This window comes from Serratia sp. D1N4 (assembly GCF_054552755.1).
In genome coordinates this window covers 2,645,525-2,661,267 of record NZ_CM137274.1, presented here as the reverse complement: position 1 = coordinate 2,661,267, position 15,743 = coordinate 2,645,525, and the positions used below count along the sequence as shown (strand labels likewise).

Annotated in this window: 18 protein-coding genes; 11 read left to right on the top strand and 7 right to left on the bottom strand. The window is 59.3% G+C overall.

The genetic code is table 11. The features are described 5' to 3' along the window. Positions 1-67 precede the first annotated feature (67 nt). From hypE to hypA, 5 genes are read right to left on the bottom strand one after another with little or no spacing between them, the layout of a single operon-like run. Positions 68-1,081, bottom strand: coding sequence for a hydrogenase expression/formation protein HypE (hypE, locus tag ACX1CU_RS11620; protein WP_459398483.1), 1,014 nt, complete (start codon positions 1,079-1,081; stop codon positions 68-70). After that, on the bottom strand, positions 1,078-2,205 hold the full coding sequence (gene hypD / locus ACX1CU_RS11615; RefSeq protein WP_459398482.1) for a hydrogenase formation protein HypD: 1,128 nt from the start codon (positions 2,203-2,205) through the stop codon (positions 1,078-1,080). Before hypD ends, hypE begins: the two co-directional genes overlap by 4 nt. Further along, positions 2,192-2,485: a HypC/HybG/HupF family hydrogenase formation chaperone gene (locus ACX1CU_RS11610; RefSeq protein ID WP_459398481.1), complete on the bottom strand. Its 294-nt coding sequence runs from the start codon at positions 2,483-2,485 to the stop codon at positions 2,192-2,194. The genes hypD and ACX1CU_RS11610 overlap by 14 nt, the downstream gene beginning before the upstream one ends. Next, complete coding sequence (gene hypB / locus ACX1CU_RS11605; RefSeq protein WP_459398480.1) at positions 2,476-3,270, bottom strand: hydrogenase nickel incorporation protein HypB; 795 nt, start codon at positions 3,268-3,270, stop codon at positions 2,476-2,478. The genes ACX1CU_RS11610 and hypB overlap by 10 nt, the downstream gene beginning before the upstream one ends. A 17-nt stretch (positions 3,271-3,287) precedes the next feature. Further along, positions 3,288-3,632, bottom strand: coding sequence for a hydrogenase maturation nickel metallochaperone HypA (hypA, locus tag ACX1CU_RS11600; RefSeq protein WP_459402787.1), 345 nt, complete (start codon positions 3,630-3,632; stop codon positions 3,288-3,290). A 245-nt stretch (positions 3,633-3,877) separates the two neighbouring features. Here hypA and hycA point away from each other — a divergent pair, with 245 nt between their 5' ends. From hycA to fdhF, 11 genes are all read left to right on the top strand, one after another. Then, positions 3,878-4,345, top strand: coding sequence for a formate hydrogenlyase regulator HycA (hycA, locus tag ACX1CU_RS11595; RefSeq protein WP_459398479.1), 468 nt, complete (start codon positions 3,878-3,880; stop codon positions 4,343-4,345). 60 nt (positions 4,346-4,405) lie between these two features. Next, on the top strand, positions 4,406-5,011 hold the full coding sequence (locus ACX1CU_RS11590) for a 4Fe-4S dicluster domain-containing protein (protein ID WP_459398478.1): 606 nt from the start codon (positions 4,406-4,408) through the stop codon (positions 5,009-5,011). Then, positions 5,008-6,882, top strand: a complete 1,875-nt coding sequence (locus ACX1CU_RS11585; protein WP_459402693.1) for a proton-conducting transporter transmembrane domain-containing protein — start codon at positions 5,008-5,010, stop codon at positions 6,880-6,882. The genes ACX1CU_RS11590 and ACX1CU_RS11585 overlap by 4 nt, the downstream gene beginning before the upstream one ends. A gap of 10 nt (positions 6,883-6,892) precedes the next feature. Further along, positions 6,893-7,828, top strand: coding sequence for a respiratory chain complex I subunit 1 family protein (locus tag ACX1CU_RS11580; RefSeq protein WP_459402692.1), 936 nt, complete (start codon positions 6,893-6,895; stop codon positions 7,826-7,828). 18 nt (positions 7,829-7,846) lie between these two features. Further along, the gene (locus ACX1CU_RS11575) at positions 7,847-9,550 is read left to right on the top strand and encodes a hydrogenase large subunit (RefSeq protein ID WP_459402691.1); all 1,704 of its coding nucleotides are present in this window, start codon (positions 7,847-7,849) and stop codon (positions 9,548-9,550) included. A 12-nt stretch (positions 9,551-9,562) separates the two neighbouring features. After that, positions 9,563-10,105 carry a formate hydrogenlyase complex iron-sulfur subunit gene (locus ACX1CU_RS11570; RefSeq protein WP_459402690.1) on the top strand — a complete coding sequence of 181 codons (543 nt, stop codon included), beginning with the start codon at positions 9,563-9,565 and terminating at the stop codon, positions 10,103-10,105. Further along, complete coding sequence (locus ACX1CU_RS11565) at positions 10,105-10,902, top strand: NADH-quinone oxidoreductase subunit B family protein (RefSeq protein ID WP_459402689.1); 798 nt, start codon at positions 10,105-10,107, stop codon at positions 10,900-10,902. The genes ACX1CU_RS11570 and ACX1CU_RS11565 overlap by 1 nt, the downstream gene beginning before the upstream one ends. Then, positions 10,899-11,315, top strand: coding sequence for a formate hydrogenlyase maturation HycH family protein (locus ACX1CU_RS11560; protein ID WP_459402688.1), 417 nt, complete (start codon positions 10,899-10,901; stop codon positions 11,313-11,315). Before ACX1CU_RS11565 ends, ACX1CU_RS11560 begins: the two co-directional genes overlap by 4 nt. Next, entirely contained in the window at positions 11,308-11,778 is a 471-nt protein-coding gene (gene hycI / locus ACX1CU_RS11555; RefSeq protein WP_459402687.1) for a hydrogenase maturation peptidase HycI, read from the top strand. The genes ACX1CU_RS11560 and hycI overlap by 8 nt, the downstream gene beginning before the upstream one ends. A gap of 153 nt (positions 11,779-11,931) precedes the next feature. Beyond that, positions 11,932-12,474: an electron transport protein HydN gene (gene hydN, locus ACX1CU_RS11550; RefSeq protein WP_459402686.1), complete on the top strand. Its 543-nt coding sequence runs from the start codon at positions 11,932-11,934 to the stop codon at positions 12,472-12,474. An 11-nt stretch (positions 12,475-12,485) separates the two neighbouring features. After that, complete coding sequence (fdhF, locus tag ACX1CU_RS11545; protein WP_459402685.1) at positions 12,486-14,642, top strand: formate dehydrogenase subunit alpha; 2,157 nt, start codon at positions 12,486-12,488, stop codon at positions 14,640-14,642. Between the two features lie 15 nt (positions 14,643-14,657). Here the strand turns inward: fdhF and ACX1CU_RS11540 are convergent, their stop codons facing one another. Both ACX1CU_RS11540 and ACX1CU_RS11535 read right to left on the bottom strand, forming a co-directional pair. Beyond that, complete coding sequence (locus ACX1CU_RS11540) at positions 14,658-15,179, bottom strand: chromate transporter (RefSeq protein ID WP_459402684.1); 522 nt, start codon at positions 15,177-15,179, stop codon at positions 14,658-14,660. Further along, complete coding sequence (locus ACX1CU_RS11535; RefSeq protein ID WP_459402683.1) at positions 15,176-15,742, bottom strand: chromate transporter; 567 nt, start codon at positions 15,740-15,742, stop codon at positions 15,176-15,178. Before ACX1CU_RS11535 ends, ACX1CU_RS11540 begins: the two co-directional genes overlap by 4 nt. Between the last annotated feature and the right edge of the window lies 1 nt (position 15,743).

Below are 15,743 nucleotides of genomic sequence, written 5' to 3'. Positions count from 1 at the left end.
TCACTTGCCTGATTGAGCAATATCGCTAAAGTGTAACGCCGTGCGCTGCCAGCCTACCCCGACCGGATCAACAAATGCGTGGCAAAGGTTCAGCATGGGGCAAATCCAGCAACCGGCTGATGCCGTAAGCCCCCTGCAAACGCACCTGCTTGCCACCGTTAACGTGGCCAATCACTGCGGCGTCACGGCCCAGCGGATGGGCACGCAAGGCCGCCAGCACCGCCGCTTCAGCCTGTGGCGTAACCACGATCACCAGCTTGCCTTCATTAGCAAAATTAATGGCATCCAGCCCCAGCAGTTCGCAAATGCCGCGCACCGCCGGTTTTACCGGCAAACAGTTCTCTTCGACCTCAATACCTACCTTAGCCGCACGGGCAAACTCATGCAGAATGGCGTTCACCCCGCCGCGCGTGGCATCGCGCAGCGCCCGTACGCCAGTAATCGAACGTAATGGAGCGATCAGCGGCGCGAGCACCGCACAATCGCTGATCACGTCCATTGCCATGCCCAGATTTTCCCGCAGGTTGAGGATGGTTGCGCCATGATCGCCCAGCGTACCGCTGACGATCACCACGTCCCCGGCCTGAATATTCTGCGCCGCCCAGTTTAGCCGCGTTGGGATCGCGCCGATCCCGGCGGTATTGATAAACAGCTTATCGGCCGCCCCGCGCTGCACCACCTTGGTATCCCCAGTGACGATGCGGATCCCGGCCTGCTGCGCCGTGGCCGCCATTGAGGCAACCACCCGCTGCAAATCCGCCAGCGGTAACCCTTCTTCAAGGATAAAACCGCAGGAAAGATAGCGCGGTAGCGCACCGCTCACCGCCAGATCGTTAGCGGTGCCGCACACCGCCAGTTTGCCAATATCGCCACCGGGGAAGAAGATTGGGTCAATCACATAGCTGTCGGTAGTAAAGGCCAGCCGATCGCCCTGCTGCGCCAGCTCCTGTAGGCTCAGCCGCGCCTGATCCTCCCGCTGATCCAACTGCGGGTTGGCGAATGCCGGTAAGAACAGCTCGTCTAATAATTGCTGCATCGCAACGCCACCGCTGCCGTGTGCCATGGTAATCACGCTGTTCATATCAGGCTTTCCTCCGTTTCGCGCCGGTACTGATACCAGGCGGCGCAGGCCCCTTCTGAGGACACCATCAGCGCCCCAAATGCGTTTTGCGGCGTACAGCCCCGGCCAAACAGCGGGCAGTCGCGCGGTTTGCAGCGCCCGGTCAGCACCGCACCACAGCACGCCTGTGGATCGTCCGCCATCCGTTGCCGCTGCGGGCAGAAAATCCGTTCCGCATCAAATGCGGCATAGGCTTTGGTTAAAGTAATCGCCGAATCGGCAATGGTGCCCAACCCGCGCCATTCGCTGCCGCCGCCGAGGGTAAACACCTCGCGTATCGCCTGCTGCGCCAGTGGGTTACCCGCTTCCGGCACTACCCGCCGATACTGGTTCTGTGTCTGGCTTTGCTGCTGGCAAAACTGTTCAACCAGCATCATCACACCCTGCAAAATATCCAGCGGTTCAAAACCGGTCACCACCAGAGGTTTGTGATATTGCTGGCTGATAAAGTGATACGGCGTGGTGCCGATCACCATGCTGACATGGCCGGGGGCCAGAAAGCCGTCGATGCGCACATCCGGCTGCTGCAACAGGCTGCGCAAGGTGGGGATCAGGCTGATATGCTGGCAAAATACGCTGAAGTTTGCCGTACCTTCCAGCTTCGCCTGCTGTAGCGTCACCGCCGTGACCGGCGTGGTGGTCTCAAAACCCAGAGCGAAAAACACCACCTGCCGCTGCGGGTTTTGCCGCGCCAGTTGCAAGGCGTCCAGCGGTGAGTACACCACCCGCACATCGGCCCCGCGCTCTCTGGCCTGCAACAGCGAACCCTGCCTGCCCGGCACGCGCAGCGCGTCACCAAAGGTGCAGAAAATCACCTCAGGATGCGCGGCAATCTCGCAGCAGGCATCAATGCGCCCCATCGGCAACACGCACACCGGGCAGCCAGGGCCATGGATAAATTCAATCTGCGGCGGCAACAGCTTATCCAGCCCAAAGCGGAAAATGGCATGGGTATGCCCACCACAGACTTCCATGATCTGCAATGGCCGCTCGGCGGTCGCCGGTAGCTGCTCCGCGCGGCGGAAAATACGCTGCAACAGCAGTTTTACCAGGCGCGGATCGCGGAATTCATCAACGTAATCCATGGTTACCTTCCCCGGCCAGAAACAGCGCCACGTCCTGTTCCACTTCCCCCATCGCCTGCAAGGCCGCCAGCATCTCCTGAGCTTCTTGCTGGTCAAGGCGGCTCATGGCAAAGCCTACGTGGATCAACACCCAGCAGCCGATCAGCGCTTCGCGGGGTTCATCGGCCTGGCACACCAGGGCAATATTGACCTCGCGCTGTACTCCGCATACATCAGCCCAGGCGTGCTGCGGCTGGATCTTATCCAATGCTACGATCTGGCCGGGAATGCCTATGCACATAGCTGCGCCTCCAGCCAGGCCAGCCACTGATCCATGCCCTCACCGCTGCTGGCAGACAGAGCGATCACCTCGATCGCTGGGTTAACCAAGCGGGCATTGGCAATGCAGGCCGCCAGATCAAAGTCCAGATAGGGCAGCAGATCGATCTTGTTCAGCAGCATCAGGCTGGCGGCGGCAAACATATGTGGATATTTCAGCGGTTTGTCTTCCCCTTCGGTTACCGACAGCACCGCCACCTTGTGCCGCTCGCCGAGATCGAAACTGGCCGGGCACACCAGATTGCCCACGTTCTCGATAAACAGCAGGCTGTGCGGCTTCAGCGCCAGCCGCTGAGCGGCATCCTGCACCATCTGAGCATCCAGATGGCAGCCTTTGCCGGTATTAACCTGGATCGCCGCCACCCCGGTAGCGCGAATGCGTTCGGCATCGTTGGTGGTTTGCTGATCGCCTTCGACCACCGCGCACTCCTGCTTGCCGCGCAGCCGCAACAGGGTGTTGGTCAGCAGCGTGGTTTTACCCGAACCGGGGCTGGAAACCAGATTCAGCGCCAGAATATGCTGCGCGGCGAAATACTGCCGGTTGTGTTCCGCCAGCCGATCGTTTTTATCCAGCACGCGGGTTTCAATCTCCAGCATCCGGCGCTGGCTGATGCCCGGCGCATGGGTGCCTGCCACGCCAAAGCCGTAATGCAGATCGCCCTGCAGGCTCCGTTGCGGGCGGAATGGCACTTTTACTTCGCCTTCAATCGTTACTTCACCTTGGGCACAACCGCAGGTACTGCACATATTCATTCCCCTTTGCGTTATTCAATTTCCAGGCGCTTGATTTGCAGGCCATCGTCCGCCTGCACCCGCAGATTGCGCCCGGCACACTGCGGGCAGAGCAACACCTGCGGCATGAGCAGCCGAACATCCGCTTGGCAGTCATGGCACCAGCACTGCGCCTGCTGCTCGATCACATGCAGTTCGCACCCTTCTGCCAGCGTGCCGCGGCACACCATGTCGAAACAGAACCTCAGCGATTCCGCCTCTACACAGGAAAATGCCCCCACTTCAAACCACACCGCAGTAATGCGCCGCGCCTGATGTTGCCGGGCATGCTGCTGCATGATCTCCACCGCGTGCTGGCACAAGGTTATTTCGTGCATTGAACCTCCGTACACCGAGTCATGGATCTCTCTTTGCAAATACGGTGCCAAATCGCGAGTGACATATTTGTCGAACGACATGTCATCGACACCCTAATGAAGTTGAACGTTTACCCGGTAGTGAATGATTACCGATTGAATCTAAAGGGAATAGTGAGCGAATAGCGGTTTTGGCACGCTTTATGCCATAGCAAGCTGACCAACAACTATTTCGACAGTCGTGATTTCAATATTGGGTGACGAGCATGAGCACAATCAGTGAAGTAACCAGCCAGGCTGACTATATCGCCAGTAAAAACAACCGCTTGATGGCGCAGTGGCAAACCTATCACAGCACGCTGATCAAGGCGGTGACTACCACGAAAAAGAAGATTAATCATGAATTTACCTACAGCCAGGAAAATGACCTGCGCTTTATTTTATTCAATCACTTTCTTGTCCGCGTTCAGTTAACCGATGGTTTTTACAGCCGCGATATTTGCTACAGCATTAATCTGGCCAGCCCCCAGGAAGCAGAGCACTTTGCGCCCTTCGCCCACGCCACGCTGGGTGAAGACGGCAATATCGACGGCGTGGTGAATAACCGCGATATGCCAGCGGTCTTCGATCACTACCTGAATAAGATCGCCGTCATCTATCAATGCCTGTTTGATTCATTGCATGACGGCCATGCCATTCATGACGCGCTGATAAAAATTACCCAGCCTGCATAACTGTCGAAACGTCATTTTTTACTGTCGATTTCGTCAAAAATGACGAAACAAGGAGCGTGCATGAACCGCTTTATCATTGCGGACCCCAAACTCTGTATTGGCTGCAACACCTGCATGGCGAGTTGTTCTGAGGAACACCGGCTACAGGGGTTGCAGGCACTGCCTCGGTTACAGGTTAAACGCAGCGCTTACGACTCGGCACCGGTGATGTGCCACCAATGCGAAGACGCGCCCTGCGCGCAGGTGTGCCCGGTGAATGCCATTCGGCATCAGGATAGCGCCATCGTGCTGAACGAAAGCCTGTGCGTCAGTTGCAAGCTGTGCGGCATTGCCTGCCCGTTCGGTGCCATCGGTTTCGCTGGCAGCAGGCCGCTGGCTATCCCAGCCGATTGTAATACCCCATTGGCGCTGCCTGCCGAACGCGCACCGCGCCCAATCAGTGCCTTTCTCGATTGCCTGCCGGGCGTGCGCGCGGTGGCGGTGAAGTGCGATCTGTGTGCCTTCAGCCCCGCAGGCCCGGCCTGTATCCGCACCTGTCCTACCCAAGCCATCCGGCTAGTGACCGATAGCGACGTGCGCCACGCCAGCAAACAGAAGCGGCGCAACGCCATGCAGGCGCTCTGCGCCGATCTGCCGTTCGTCACCCGCAAGGAGCCACACTCATGATGAATGCCACACTACCCGATCCGCTGTTGCTACTTGCGCTGGCACTGGCGGGGCATCTGCTGTTCGCCCTGCTGAGTTGGCTGCTGGCATCCTGGCCGCGCCTGGGAGCTCTGTTCAGCGGCGGCGGCCTTATTCTCTGTGCGCTCACCGCCTTGCTGGCCGCGGGGAAAATGCTGTTCAGCCCGCTGCACAGCGCCGTTTTACCCTGGCTGCACTATGCCGTTGAGGTCAGTGGCCTGAATGCCCTGCTGCTGTTGGTGATTGCCCTGAGCGCTTTGTGCGCTGGGCTGTATCACGCCGGTTGGTTGCACACTCTTAGCGCCCAGCAACGCGGCCGCATCGGCGGGTTAACCCATCTGCTGCTGGCGGCCCTCAGTGCGGCGGTGATGGCCGATAACGCCATCGCGCTAGTGTTGCTGCTGGAGTTGGCGGCGCTGTGCGGTTACTTCCTGATCGGCAAGCCGCAGGATGGTAAAAGCCTGCGTGCCGGGCATAACCAGTTCCTGCTGGCGCGCCTTGGTACGCTGCTGCTGATCGTGGCTTTTGCGCTGGTTGCTACCCACAGCCACAGCCTGCAATTTAGCGCGATCCGCGCCACGCCGTTGCCCGATACGTTACGCAGCGGCGTGTTTCTGCTGGCGCTGGCGGGCTTCGGCATTTTTGCCGGGGTGATGCCGCTGCATGCCTGGGTGCCGCAATCTCACAGCAGCGCACCCGCCTCGGCGGCGATGCTGTTCTCTGCGGCACTGATGAAAGTTGGCCTGCTTGGCGTGCTGAAAATCGGCCTGGATCTACTGGGCACGCCGCCGCTGTGGTGGGGCCTGCTGGTATTGCTGCTGGCGGCCGGTACCGCATTCTTCGGTGGGCTGTACGCGCTGATGGAGCACGATCTGCGCCGCCTGCTGGCTTATCACACGCTGGAAAATATCGGCATCATCCTGCTGGGCATTGGTGGCGCGATGGTCGGTATGGCGCTGCAACTGCCGTTGCTGACGGCATTCTCTTTAGTGGGCGGGCTGTTTCACCTGCTCAATCACAGCCTGTTCAAGAGCGCGCTATTTTTGGCGGCAGGCACCATCGAACAGCAAACCGGCCTGAAAGACATGGAAAAAATGGGCGGACTGGCGCGCCTGATGCCCTGGACCGCCATCGCCATGCTGATTGGCCTGGTTTCCATGGCGGCACTGCCGCCGCTGAACGGCTTTGCCAGCGAATGGCTGATCTATCAGGGCCTGTTCCAGTTCAGCGCTGGCCCAGCCTTTATTGGCCGGTTGTTCGGCCCGCTGCTGGCGGTGGCGTTAGCCATTACCGGCGCGCTGGCGGTGATGTGCGTCAGTAAAGTGTTTGGCGTCGCCTGCCTAGGCGCACCACGCTGTGAGGCTGCGGCCAATGCACGCCCGGCTAACGGTTGGTTGACCTGTAGCCATCTGCTGCCTGCGTTACTGTGCCTGCTGTGCGGTATCGGCGCGCCTTGGCTGATCCCGCTGTTTGCCCAGTTGGCTTCTGGCTGGCTGCATCAGCCACCGCTCGCTACCACCACAATGGTTTCCCCACCGCTGATCGCCATTCTGCTGCTGGCTATGCCGCTGCTGCCGTTGCTGATCGCCGCCCGTTACCAGGCCCACCGCCCGCCAAACCGGCAACAGGGCAGCGCCTGGGCCTGTGGCTATGGGCATGAAGCAGAGATGGTGATCACAGCTACCGGCTTTGCCCAGCCGTTGCGGGTGATGTTCGCCCCAATGTATCGGCTGCGGCGCTGGCTGCTGCCCGTTCGTTTAAGTGAACAGTTACACCGTAACGGATTTGCCACTTTCTGCCGTGGCTTGGCCGCCGCTGAGTTGGCGGTGCTGTTGGTGGTGGTTTTTGCCTGAGGAGATGTAAATGACTTATTCCACGCTATTACTGGGCCTGTTGCAGGCGGCGATCTTGCTGGCCGTGGCCCCGCTGTTTGCCGGGGTCAGCCGGATGTTGCGCGCCCGTATTCACAGCCGCCGTGGCCCCGGCGTGTTACAGGAATACCGCGATATCGCCAAGCTGCTGAAGCGCCAGAGCCTAGCCCCGGCGGCTTCTGGCCTGGTATTCCGCGCGATGCCCTATTTGCTCACCGGTACGCTGTTGGCGATCGCCTGCGCCTTGCCGATGCTGAGTACCGCCTCGCCATTGCCCGCTATCGGCGATGTCATCACGCTGATCTACCTGTTTGCCGTGGTGCGCTTTCTGTTCGCCATTGCCGGGCTGGATACCGGCAGCACCTTTACCGCCATCGGTGCCAGCCGCGAAGCGGTGCTCGGCATTCTGGTTGAGCCAATCCTGCTGCTCGGCCTGTGGGTAGCGGCGCTGGTTGCCGGTTCTACCCAACTGAGCGCTATCGTTCAGCGCGTGCTCGAACTGCCCCATACCGCCGGGTTGCCGCTGCTGCTGGCCGGGCTGGCCTGTGCTTTCGCCACCTTTATCGAGATGGGCAAACTGCCGTTCGACATGGCCGAAGCGGAGCAAGAGCTGCAAGAAGGCCCGCTGACTGAATATTCCGGTGCCGCACTCGGCATTCTGAAATGGGGACTTAGTTTGAAGCAACTGGTGGTGCTGCAATTGTTCCTTGGCGTGTTTCTGCCCTGGGGCCAAGCGGCTTCATTGACCCTGCCTGCGCTGTTGGTGGCCCTGTTTTTTGCCCTGCTCAAGCTGCTTTGCGCCGTGGGGCTGATCGCGGCGATCGAAAACAGCGTAGCGCGGCTGCGTTTCCTGAAAACCGCCCGCACCACCTGGGCCGGTTTTGGGCTGGCTTTTCTGGCGCTGGTTTCCTGGCTGATCGTCGGCTGAATAATCACAGAGGCAATAATGACTAACGAACATCAAGGCCAGCACTATCTGGCAGCGCTGCAACTGCAGTTTCCCGCCGCCGTACTGGCTGCAGAATGGCAAACCGCCGATCAGCTTACCGTAACGGTAAAGCTCAATGCGCTGCCGGAAGTGGTGGAATGGCTGTATTACTCGCAAGGAGGTTGGCTGTCGGTGCTGTTTGGCAATGACGAGCGCACCCTGTGCGGCCATTACGCGCTGTATTACGTGCTGTCGATGGAACAAGGCAGCAAGTGCTGGATCACCGTGCGCGCCGAAGTGGATGCCCAGACGCTGGAATTCCCTTCTGTCACCTCGCGCGTACCGGCCGCCGTCTGGGGCGAGCGCGAAGTGCGCGACATGTACGGCCTGCGCCCGGTCGGCCTGCCGGATGAGCGGCGCTTGGTGCTGCCCGATGATTGGCCGGACGATCTCCATCCGCTGCGCAAAGATGCAATGGACTACCGTCAGCGCCCGGCCCCCACTACCGATGTGGAGACCTATCCGTTTATCAGCGAAGCCGGAGCCAATGCCAACGTGGTGCCGATCGGCCCGTTGCATATCACCTCGGACGAACCGGGGCATTTCCGCCTGTTTGTTGACGGTGAAGACATTATCGACGCCGACTACCGCCTGTTTTACGTGCATCGCGGCATGGAAAAGCTGGCCGAAACCCGCATGGGCTACAACGAAGTGACCTTTCTTTCCGACCGGGTGTGCGGCATTTGCGGCTTCACCCACAGCGTGGCCTATACCAGTTCGGTGGAAAATGCCATGGGGATCCAGGTGCCGGAACGCGCCCAGATGATCCGCTCGATCCTGCTGGAGGTGGAACGGCTGCACAGCCATCTGCTGAATCTGGGGCTGGCCTGCCACTTTGTTGGTTTTGACTCTGGCTTTATGCAGTTTTTCCGCGTGCGTGAACAGTCGATGAAGATGGCCGAAGTGCTGACCGGCGCGCGCAAGACCTATGGTATGAACCTGATCGGCGGCATCCGCCGCGATATGCTGAAAGACGACATGTTGCAAACCCTGCGGCTGGCGGCACAGATGCGCGGCGAACTGACCGATTTAGTGGAGATCCTGCTCAGTACGCCAAATACCGAACAGCGCAGCGTAGGGATTGGGCGGCTTGATCCGCAGGTGGCACGCGATTACAGCAACGTTGGCCCGATGATCCGTGGCAGCGGCCACCGCCGCGATACCCGCATCGATCACCCGTTCGCGGGCTACGCCAAGCTGCCGGTGGAGCTGTGCGTGGAAGATGGCTGCGACGTTTATTCCCGCCTCAAGGTGCGTATTCACGAAGTGTTCAACTCGCTCAACATCATCGAATTTGGTTTACAGAGCCTGCCCAGCGGGCCGCTGGCGGTAGAAGGTTTCAGCTACATTCCGCACCGCTTTGCGCTGGGCTTTGCCGAAGCACCGCGCGGCGATGACATCCATTGGAGCATGACCGGCGACAACCAGAAGCTGTTCCGCTGGCGCTGCCGGGCGGCCACCTACGCCAATTGGCCGACGCTGCGTTACATGCTGCGCGGCAACACCGTGTCGGACGCGCCGTTGATCATCGGCAGCCTCGATCCCTGCTATTCCTGCACCGATCGCATGACCATCGTCGACGTGCGCAAACGCCAGTCGATCGTGGTGCCGTACAAAGAGATCGAACGTTATGGCATCGAACGGAAAAACAAGCCGTTTTAACCGGAGCCCATCATGCTGAAATTGATCAAAAAAGTGCTGAAAACCGGTCACGTCACCGTGGCCTATCCGGCACAGCCGCTGGAGGTTGATCCGAACTTCCGCGGCAAACCCGAATATCATCCGCAACAGTGCATTGCCTGCGGTGCCTGTGCCAACGCCTGCCCCTCTAATGCGTTGACCATGACCACCGATATCACCAGCGGCACTCTGCGTTGGCAACTGTTCCTTGGTCGCTGCATCTTTTGCGCCCGTTGCGAGGAAGTCTGCCCAACCGCAGCCATCCGGCTTTCACAGCAGTTTGAACTGGCGGTGTGGCGCAAAGAGGACCTGTACGAACAGGCCGATTTTGCCATCTGCCATTGCCGCCAGTGCGCTAAGCCTTACGCGCCACAAAAAGAAATTGATTACGCCATCGCGCTATTAGGGCTGAGCAGCGCCGAAACGGCTTCCCGCCGCGTGCAGTTTGAAACCTGCCCGGCCTGCAAGCAGCAACAGAGCCTGACCCAGACCAACCGCATCGACGTTGGCCGCCATCTGGTGCGGGAGGCGAACTGATGAACCAGACAGTGATTGGCCTACGTGATGAAAATGGCCTGCCGATACCGATCGCGCTGGATGACGGCATCAAGCAACTGAAAACTACATTGCTACAGGATATCCGCCGTTCGGCCTACGTTTATCGGGTGGACTGCGGCGGCTGCAACGGCTGTGAGATTGAGATTTTTGCCGCTATTTCGCCGCTGTTCGACGCCGAACGCTTCGGCATCAAAGTGGTGCCCTCACCGCGCCACGCCGACATTCTGCTGTTTACCGGCGCGGTGACGCGGGCGATGCGCATTCCGGCAATCCGCGCCTGGCAGGCGGCACCCGATCCGAAAATCTGTATCTCTTACGGTGCCTGCGGCAACAGCGGCGGCATTTTCCACGATCTGTACTGCGTTTGGGGCGGCACCGACAGCATCGTGCCGGTAGACGTGTATATCCCCGGCTGCCCGCCCACGCCGGCGGCGACGATCTACGGTTTTGCCATGGCGCTTGGCCTGCTGGATCAGAAAATCAAAGGCCAGCAGCACGACGAAACCCAGGGCGAAGCCACCGCGTTACTGCACCCAGGTGTACCACAGCCGCTGCGGGTGTTGCTGGATCGCGAAGCGCGGCGCATGGCGGGCTATCGCTATGGCCGCCAGATCGCCGATCGGTTCATGCAGTTGCTGACCGCCAATAGCCCGCTCCCGGTTGAACAACGCATTAGCGGCTATTTGCAACAGCAGGACGACCTGCGGTTGAGCGAGATTGTCGGTAATTTGCAGCTGATCTATCAGCGCGTACAGCGTGGGGAGCTGCGTTTATGAACCAAGCAACCGCACAGGTGGTGTTCTATTCGCTGAGCCGCAAGTTTGTGCAGGAGAAGAAAGCCCCACCCAAAGCCCAGGAGGTGATCTATTACAGCCTGGCGATCGGCCACCATTTGGGAGTGATCGACTGCCTGGAAGCCAAGCTGCGCTGCCCGCTTAACGGTTTTCACGCCTGGGTGACGCAACTGCCAGCGGGCGGCGCTGCTCGCTGCAAACTGGAGGGGGTCGATCGCTTTGGCGAAATCTGCATCGACAGCAGCCACACCCATCTGCTGGCCACGGCGCTGAGCAAGGCGATGCCGCAGATGAACCTCGAGCAGCAAAGCTGGAGCAAGCAGCTGATCGCCCTGCTGCAATCGATTGAAAACGAACCCGCTATTTATCTGATGGTCAGGAGGCACGATGGTTAACGTATTGCTGTGCGTCGGCAACTGCATGATGGGCGACGACGGCGCCGGGCCACTGCTGGCGGAGCTTTGTACCAAAGCGCCACCGGCCGGTTGGACGGTGGTTGACGGCGGTGCCGCTCCGGAAAACGACATTGGTTTTATCCGCGAACTGCGGCCCGACCGGCTGGTGATTGTCGATGCTACCGATATGGGGCTAGCCGCCGGGGAAACCCGCGCGATCGACGAAAATGACATTGCCGAGCTGTTCATCATGACCACTCACAACCTGCCGCTCAGCTTCCTGATCGATCAACTGCGCCCGGACGTGGCAGAAATTACCTTTATCGGCATTCAGCCGGAGGTGGTGGCGTTTTACTACCCGATCGGCCCTGCGGTGCAACAGGCGGTGGAAACCCTGCACCAACGTTTACATCACTGGCAGCCTGACGGCGGTTACCCACGATTGGTAGTGACGACCGCCTGACGCCGTATCGTCATTTATGTCGAACCGCTGTCGACAGCATCGTCATGAAATGCATAACGCCTTGTTTTTATAAATTTTATCGACTTGGCATGTTTTATGTATAGCCAACAGCAGAATTCAGCTATTCCCTGAAGGGTTAACCAGGAGTTATTGATGAACCGGTTTATTATCGCCGATCCGAAAAAGTGTATCGGCTGCCGCACCTGTGAAATCGCCTGCGTGGTGGCACACAGCGAAAACCAGGATGTTGCGGCACTCAACGCTGCCAATTTTGCACCGCGCCTGCATGTGATCAACGGCGTCAACGTCACCACCGCCGTGCTGTGCCGCCAGTGTGAAGACGCCCCCTGTGCCAACGTCTGCCCGAACGGGGCCATCAGCCGCACCAATGGCCTGGTGCTGGTGATGCAAGAACGCTGCATCGGCTGCAAAACCTGCGTGGTGGCCTGCCCGTATGGTGCGATGGAGGTGATCACCCGCCCGGTGATCCGCCAGAACGGCGCAGCAATGAATGCCATCAGCGAGAAAGCAGAAGCACATAAATGCGATCTCTGCATCGGGCGTGAGAACGGCCCGGCCTGTATGGAAACCTGCCCAACCAACGCGCTGCACTGTGTGGATCGCAACATGTTGCAGGAAATGAACGCCGAGAAACGCCGCCGCGCCGCGCTCGACACCCTGTCATCACTGTTTTAGGACCCGAACTGATGAAAAAAATCACAACCGTCTGCCCTTACTGCGGTGCAGGCTGCAAAATGAAACTGGTGGTGGATAACGGCAAAATCATCCGCGCCGAAGCCGCTGATGGCGCAACCAATCAGGGCGAACTGTGCCTGAAAGGCTATTACGGCTGGGACTTCCTCAACGATACCAAACTGCTGACGCCGCGCCTGACGCAGCCGCTGATCCGCCGTGAGAAAGGCGGCAAGTTTGAAGCCGTCAGTTGGGATGAAGCCATCCGCTACACCGCGCAGCGCCTGAAAGCCATCAAGCAGCAGCACGGCGCACGCGCCATTATGCATACCGGCTCCTCACGCGGTACCGGTAATGAAACCAACTACGTGATGCAGAAATTTGCCCGTGCGGTGATCGGCAATAACAACGTCGACTGCTGTGCCCGCGTGTGCCACGGGCCGTCGGTGGCCGGTCTGCAAGCCACGTTGGGTAACGGCGCGATGAGCAACTCGATTGGCGATATCGAAAACTCCAAATGCCTGCTGATCATCGGCTACAACTGCGCCGATTCGCACCCGATCGTCGCCCGCCGGGTGCTGAAAGCCAAAGAGAAAGGCGCGCAGATTATAGTGTGCGATCCGCGTCGCATCGAAACCGCCCGCATTGCCGATCAACACCTGCAAATCAAGAACGGCTGCAATATGGCGCTGATCAATGCCTTCGCGCACGTGCTGATCGAAGAGAATCTGTATGACCGCGATTACGTTGCCAAATACACCGAAGGGTTCGACGCCTATCGCCAGCAGGTGGCCGATTACGCGCCGGAAGCGGTGGAACACCTGACCGGCGTCAGCGCCCAGCAGATCCGCCAGGCGATGCGTACCTACGCCAGCGCCCCTTCCGCCACTGTGATGTGGGGCATGGGCGTGACCCAGTTTGGCCAGGCGGTAGACGTAGTGAAAGGCATTGCCAGCCTGGCATTGCTGACCGGTAATCTGGGGCGCGCTAACGTGGGCGTCGGGCCGGTGCGTGGGCAGAACAACGTGCAGGGTGCCTGCGATATGGGCGTATTGCCCAATGAATTCCCAGGCTATCAGGCTGTGACCGATGCCGCCGTGCGCGCCAAGTTCGCCGCCGCCTGGGGCATTGATGCCGCACAGATGGATCCGGAGATCGGCTATCGCATTACCGAAATCCCGCATCTGGTGCATGAAGGCAAGGTAAAGGCCTATTACATCATGGGGGAAGATCCGCTACAGACCGAAGCCGATCTCAGCCTGGTGCGCAGCGCGTTTGCAGAGCTGGAGTTTGTGGTGGTGCAGGACATCTTTATGACCAAGACCGCCGAGCAAGCCGATGTGATCCTGCCCGCCACCTCCTGGGGTGAGCACGGCGGCGTGTTCTCTTGCGCCGATCGCGGTTTCCAGCGTTTCGAAAAGGCCATTGAGCCGCAATATAACGTTAAACGTGACTGGGAGATCATCAGCCTTTTAGCCACCGAACTGGGCTATCCGATGCATTACGACGATAACCAGCAGATCTGGGACGAAATGCGCGAGCTATGCCCGCTGTTTTACGGCGCCACCTACGAAAAAATGGGCGAACTCGGCCACGTGCAGTGGCCATGCACCACGCTGGATAGCACCGGTACGCCCTATTTGTATCAAGGCAACCAGTTCACCACGCCATCCGGCAAGGGCCAGCTATTTGCCACCGCCTGGCGCGCCCCGGCAGAGATCCCGGATGCCAGCTATCCGCTGGTGTTGTGTACCGTGCGTGAAGTGGGCCACTACTCCTGCCGTTCGATGACGGGTAACTGTGCAGCGCTGCAAACGCTGGCAGACGAACCGGGCTTTGTGCAGATCAACCCGCAGGATGCCGCCGCGCTGGGGATCGCCGATCAGCAGTTGGTGTGGGTCAGTTCGCGCCGTGGCAAGGTAATTAGCCGCGCCAACTATAACGAGCGCATCAATCTGGGCGCGGTGTATATGACCTATCAGTGGTGGATTGGTGCTTGCAACGAGCTGACGCAAGAAAACCTCGATCCGATATCCAAAACGCCAGAAACCAAATACTGTGCGGTGAAACTGGAAGCAATCGCCGATCAGAACTGGGCAGAAAACTACGCCCAGCAAAGCTACAGCGATATGAAAGCCCGGCTGCGCAGCGCGGTGGAAGATGTGATGTAACCCTCGCTGAGACCATCAAGCCACCAATAACCCCAACAGCGCCCCGCCCGCCAGGATCCACAGCGGGTGGAGGCGTTTTTTCATTCCCAGTACGGTGGCCAGCAGGGTCAACAGCGCCAGCCGCCAGTTGGTGACCGACGCCTCGGTGATCAAAATGCCGCTGGCGACAACCAGCCCAACCGTGACCGGTACCAACCCGGCCTGCACAATGCGCCGCCACGGTTTGTCTTTGAAGCGTTTCCAGGCTTTCATCACCAGCACCGTCAACACGGAAGAAGGGACAAAATTAGCAACTGATACAACCAGCAGCCCGGCCCCGCCCGCCACGTGCCAGCCAATCAGCGGCACGATCATCATATTTGGCCCCGGTGCCGCCTGCGCCATGGCGAACAAGGCACTGAATTCCTGCGCACTCATCCATTGATGCACTTCTACCACCTGCCGCTGCATTTCCGGCAAGATAGTAAAGCCTCCGCCCAGTGCCATCAGCGAAAGCTGGCTAAAAATGATCGCCAACGAGATTAATACCGCCATCATAAAAGCTTCCTCCACGCCAACACCATACTCAGCGCAGCCAGCCCCAGCATGGTGGGCAATAGCGGCAAATGCAGCCAGGCGATCGCCACCAGGCAAATGGCGACCACCGATAACGCCAGCCATTTCCCCCACAGCGGTAGCAGCATTTTTATCCCGGTAGAAAGCAGCAACCCTGCGGCGGCCGCAGCCAATCCGGCAAAAATATGCTGCACATGGGGTTCGTTCTGGAAACGCGCATACATCACGCCTAAGCCGATGACGATCGCAGTAGGGGCGCAGATCAGGCCCAGCAAGGCGCAGAGTGCGCCACGTAAACCGCGAAACTCCATGCCGACCGCCACGGAAAGATTGATCACGTTCCCGCCAGGCAGGAATTGGCACAGGCCTAATAGCTCGGTGAATTGTGCTCCGGTCAGCCAGCGCTTCTTCTCAACCAACATGCTGCGTGCCAGTGGCAGAACTCCGCCAAAACCGGTCAAACCGAGCATTAAAAAACCGAGAAACAGTTGGGTGTTATCCGGTGCCACACTGACTGCATCGTTGGCTGATTTAGGGGCCGTCATA